Origin of the sequence: uncultured Thiocystis sp. (assembly GCF_903866365.1) — a bacterium.
GTDB lineage: Bacteria > Pseudomonadota > Gammaproteobacteria > Chromatiales > Chromatiaceae > Chromatium.
On sequence record NZ_CAIPNF010000353.1, the window covers coordinates 1 to 3,784 of the forward strand.

Annotated in this window: 7 protein-coding genes; 6 read left to right on the top strand and 1 reads right to left on the bottom strand. The window is 64.2% G+C overall.

What is annotated here, in order from left to right; translation table 11 throughout:
• Positions 1 to 133 precede the first annotated feature (133 nt).
• The 6 genes from QZY07_RS20060 to QZY07_RS20085 all read left to right on the top strand — a co-directional run bounded on the left by QZY07_RS20060 (position 134) and on the right by QZY07_RS20085 (position 3,652).
• A complete protein-coding gene (locus QZY07_RS20060; protein ID WP_295406444.1) occupies positions 134 to 544 on the top strand; it encodes a DUF2238 domain-containing protein in 411 nt (136 codons plus the stop codon).
• Positions 537 to 872, top strand: a complete 336-nt coding sequence (locus QZY07_RS20065; RefSeq protein WP_295406435.1) for a hypothetical protein — start codon at positions 537 to 539, stop codon at positions 870 to 872. The genes QZY07_RS20060 and QZY07_RS20065 overlap by 8 nt, the downstream gene beginning before the upstream one ends.
• A gap of 251 nt (positions 873 to 1,123) precedes the next feature.
• Positions 1,124 to 1,525, top strand: a complete 402-nt coding sequence (gene gloA, locus QZY07_RS20070; protein WP_295406436.1) for a lactoylglutathione lyase — start codon at positions 1,124 to 1,126, stop codon at positions 1,523 to 1,525.
• 10 nt (positions 1,526 to 1,535) lie between these two features.
• Positions 1,536 to 1,988: a DUF1810 domain-containing protein gene (locus tag QZY07_RS20075; RefSeq protein WP_295406438.1), complete on the top strand. Its 453-nt coding sequence runs from the start codon at positions 1,536 to 1,538 to the stop codon at positions 1,986 to 1,988.
• 92 nt (positions 1,989 to 2,080) lie between these two features.
• On the top strand, positions 2,081 to 2,692 hold the full coding sequence (locus QZY07_RS20080) for an NAD(P)-binding oxidoreductase (protein ID WP_295406440.1): 612 nt from the start codon (positions 2,081 to 2,083) through the stop codon (positions 2,690 to 2,692).
• Positions 2,693 to 2,713: 21 nt separating this feature from the next.
• Positions 2,714 to 3,652 (top strand): nuclease-related domain-containing protein, encoded by a 939-nt coding sequence (locus QZY07_RS20085; RefSeq protein WP_295406441.1) that lies wholly within the window; start codon positions 2,714 to 2,716, stop codon positions 3,650 to 3,652.
• Here the strand turns inward: QZY07_RS20085 and QZY07_RS20090 are convergent.
• A partial coding sequence (locus tag QZY07_RS20090) for a transposase (RefSeq protein ID WP_295406446.1) occupies positions 3,627 to 3,784 on the bottom strand: 158 nt, incomplete at its 5' end. The two genes, QZY07_RS20085 and QZY07_RS20090, sit on opposite strands and share 26 nt — an antisense overlap.

Sequence of the window (3,784 nt, forward strand, 5' to 3'; positions counted from 1 at the left end):
CTGCACCGAAGGCGGCAGCAGGAAATCGATGTCGCGGTCGATCGTTCGAAAGTGGCTCATCGGCACAGGCCCTTAGTGTTGATGGCCCTATTGTACAGGGACACACTGCTCAGCGCCCGGAAAGTCCGACAGGCTGCTAGGGTTTCAGATCGCCGATCTCCTGAATCTTAGTCGCAACCCCTACGACAAAATCGGTCATTTCTTTCAGGGCTTCGTTCCCGCGCTCGTGACGTGGGAGATTCTGATTCGAGGTACCTATGTGCGCGGCAAGCGTATGCTCGCCTTCCTGGCGGTCTGCGTCGTCCTGGCGATCAGTGCGAGCGATGAGCTGATCGAATGGGCCGTGGCCGTGCTGCTCGGACAGGGAGCGGACGACTTTCTTGGCACCCAAGGCGATCCCTGGGATACCCAATCCGATATGTTCTTCGCTCTGATTGGTGCCATGACTGCCCTGGCACTGTTTTCACGCCTTCAGGATCGGCAACTCGCAGGGCAGCCGATAGGAACAGGCCACCGACCACTTGAGGACACCGACGATGAATGACACCCAACCCGCCAGTGCACACTTGCGCCGCGCGCCCCTCGTGCTGGTGGCCGTTCTCGTGGCATCGCCGGCAAATGCCCAACTGGCCAAGATGGCGTTTCAGATCGTCATCGATCGCTTTGGAGAACCCTGCCAGGCGATCGAGACGACTCGGCCGCTCGGCATCGCCTCGAACGGCGACGCACTGGTGGCCGTTGCCTGCACTAACGGTGGGCGTCATGTGGTGAGCATCCACACGGATAACAGCGCCTCCTACATGACCTCGTGCAGTGCGTTCGAAGCGCGCACGGGGATCACCTGTTTCGACGGTCAGCCAGCGACGCGCTGAGCGCGTCGAATGCGCCGCGTGTGAAGGACAGAGGCGGGATCTCGTCGCTACCGAACATCGCTGGGACGAGCAGCTGATCCGGCGCGATCTCTGCCTGTTACGCGCGCCTACAGCGAGCAGCACGCCCATCCAGGCGAGAGTTGGGAAGACGCCACGGAACGCTGCCGCCGGACGCTGGAGCGGGCGGATGCCATCCCTGGCGTTGCGACCTGATCGCGTGACGCCCTTGATACACTCACCAGGAGCTGCCCATGAGAATCCTCCACACCATGTTGCGTACCGGCAACCTGCCACGCGCCATCGACTTCTATACTCAGGTGCTCGGGATGCGCCTGCTGCGCCAAAAAGACTACCCCGACGGCAAGTTCACGCTCGCCTTTCTGGGCTATGGGGAGGAATCTGACCACAGCGTCATCGAGTTGACCGACAACTGGGATGTGGACCGCTACGAGCTGGGCAACGCCTATGGCCACATCGCCATTGAGGTCGAGGATGTTGACGCGGCCGTGGAGCGGATCAAGACGCTTGGCGGCAAGATCCTGCGTGAGGCGGGGCCGATGAATGCGGGAACGACCATTATCGCCTTCGTCGAGGACCCCGACGGCTACCCCATCGAACTCATCGGCGCCCGGCAGGTGGCGGGCGGGTGCTAGGCGGGGTGCCATGAGACCGCCGCCTGATCCCCATGCGCTGACCCGCTTCATTGAGGCCCAGCATGCCCTTTACGCCCAGGCGCTGGCCGAACTGCGCGCCGGGCGCAAGCGCTCGCACTGGAGGTGGTTCATCTTCCCGCCGCTCGCCGGGCTCGGATCGAGCGCCATGACGCGCGTCGATGCCATCCGTGACCTGGACGAAGCGCGGGCGTTTCTGGCGCATCCGGTGCTCGGGGTGCGGTTGCGCGCCTGTGCCGAGGCGCTGTTGGCCATCACGGGGCGCTCGGCGCATGACATCCTGGGATCGCCGGACGATCGGAAACGGTGCTTCAGCGCGACGCTTTTTGCCCACTGCTCGCCGCCGGGTTCGGTGTTCCATCGGCTGCTGGAGCGGTACTTTGGCGGCCAACCCGATGCGCTGACGCTGGAGCGTCTACCGGACGCTGAATCCGGGCGATCATGAGCGATCCGAGGATGAAGACGTCTTCAGGGTAGGATCCCCAAGGACAGCGCCAAATATCACCAACTCACCGCCTGACAGGAACGGATAAACCCATGCACATCGCTGTCTTTGGCGCGACCGGCGGCACCGGTCAGCAGGTGCTCGCGCAAGCCCTCGATCAGGGCCATACCCTCACGGCACTGGTGCGCGATCCCGCCCGCCTGCCAGCCCGCACCGGGCTGACGCCCATTGCTGGGGATGTCCTGGACCCAGACGCCGTGACCTCCTGTGTCACGGGCGCGGACGCCGTCGTCTGCGTGCTCGGGAGCCATGGGAGCAAAGTGCCCATCGAGGCGCGCGGGACACAACGGATTCTAACGGCCATGCAGGTAACCGGCGTGCGCCGGATCGTGGTGGTGACCTCACTCGGCGTGGGCGACAGTCGGGCGCAGATTGCCTGGCCGTTCCGGGTCATGATGGACCTGACCCTGAAACCGATCCTGGCCGCGAAGGCGGAGCAGGAACAACTGGTCAAGGCCAGCGGGCTGGATTGGATCCTCGTGCGGCCGGGCGGACTCACCGACGGCCCCAAGACCGGACGCTATCGGTTTGGCCTCGACCGCTCGCTCAAGGGTGGTCGGATCAGCCGCGCCGACGTGGCGGAGTTCGTGCTCAGACAGGTGACCGACGAGACCTTTCTCCGCCAGACCCCCGCGGTCACTTGAGTCCACGGGATCGCGTGCGCCATGCTCCAATTCGACCGCTTTTCTTCGCTCCTGGAGATCGTGGCGCCGATGCGCCCGTTGCTCTGGTTGATCCCGCTCGTTCTGGCCCTCGCCGCGTTCAAACGCCTCGCGCCGAAGCTTCGTGGCGTCACCGGCGAGGTCCAGGTCGGGCGCGCCCTGGAACGGCTCTTTCCCGAGGTCCGCCACGATCTGATCCTGCCGGACGGACGCGGCGGTTTGACCCAGACCGATCATATCGCCCTCACTTCGGCGGGTTTGCTGGTGGTCGAGACGAAAAACTATCGCGGGACGATTCTTGGACAGGCAACAGAGGCCACCTGGACCCAATCGATGGGCAGGAAACGCCATTTCTTTCAGAATCCGCTCCGGCAGAACTACTCGCACATCAAGGCCGTACAGGCCCTCGGTCTTGGGGTTCCCGTCAGCGGCCGGATCGTGTTCACCAGCGCCGCGCGCTTTCCCCAGGGACTGCCCGACGGGGTGTCGCGGGTGTCGGCCTTGCCAGATGACCTGGCGGATTGGACGCGGGGCGAGGTACCGCCAGCGGTTCATCACGCCTGGAAGACGCTTCTGACCCACACCAGGACCGACCGAGCCGCGCGGAAACAGCATCTGAGCGGCCTACAAGCCCGTTTCGGCGTCGACGGACGCCCCCGTGCCGCCATCGCTCGCAGCGGCCTTGGCAGGCGGTCTGTGGTGGTCGGCGGACCGTCTCCAACGACGCGCGTTCAGCCGCTGCCGACCACGGCGACCGCGTCGCTGACTGCGCACGCGAAGGAGATCCTAACCGACTTCAGGATCGAGGCTATCCAGCCACCGGCATCCAGACCGCAGCCCTCGCCAACGCCCGCAAGCATCGCCTGGGCCGACCCAACGACGAAAAAAGGCGAGTCTGAGAGTCTGTTCATAAAGTTCAGGTTGGATTACACAGTTTTCTGAGCATCAGACGGATGGAGGCGAGTTTGAGAAAAGCGAGCGCGGTCGCGGCCAGATTTTCGAAGTCCTTGGCGAGGCGCCGGCAACGGTTGAGCCAACCGAGTGTGCGTTCGACGATCCAGCGTTTGGGTAGCA

Excerpts from the sequence above, each read along its gene's own strand:
- QZY07_RS20080 (WP_295406440.1), top strand. The coding sequence starts at position 2,081 with ATGCACATCGCTGTCTTTGGCGCGACCGGCGGCACCGGTCAGCAGGTG.
- QZY07_RS20065 (WP_295406435.1), top strand. The coding sequence starts at position 537 with ATGAATGACACCCAACCCGCCAGTGCACACTTGCGCCGCGCGCCCCTC.
- gloA (WP_295406436.1), top strand. The coding sequence starts at position 1,124 with ATGAGAATCCTCCACACCATGTTGCGTACCGGCAACCTGCCACGCGCC.
- QZY07_RS20075 (WP_295406438.1), top strand. The coding sequence starts at position 1,536 with ATGAGACCGCCGCCTGATCCCCATGCGCTGACCCGCTTCATTGAGGCC.
- QZY07_RS20085 (WP_295406441.1), top strand. The coding sequence starts at position 2,714 with ATGCTCCAATTCGACCGCTTTTCTTCGCTCCTGGAGATCGTGGCGCCG.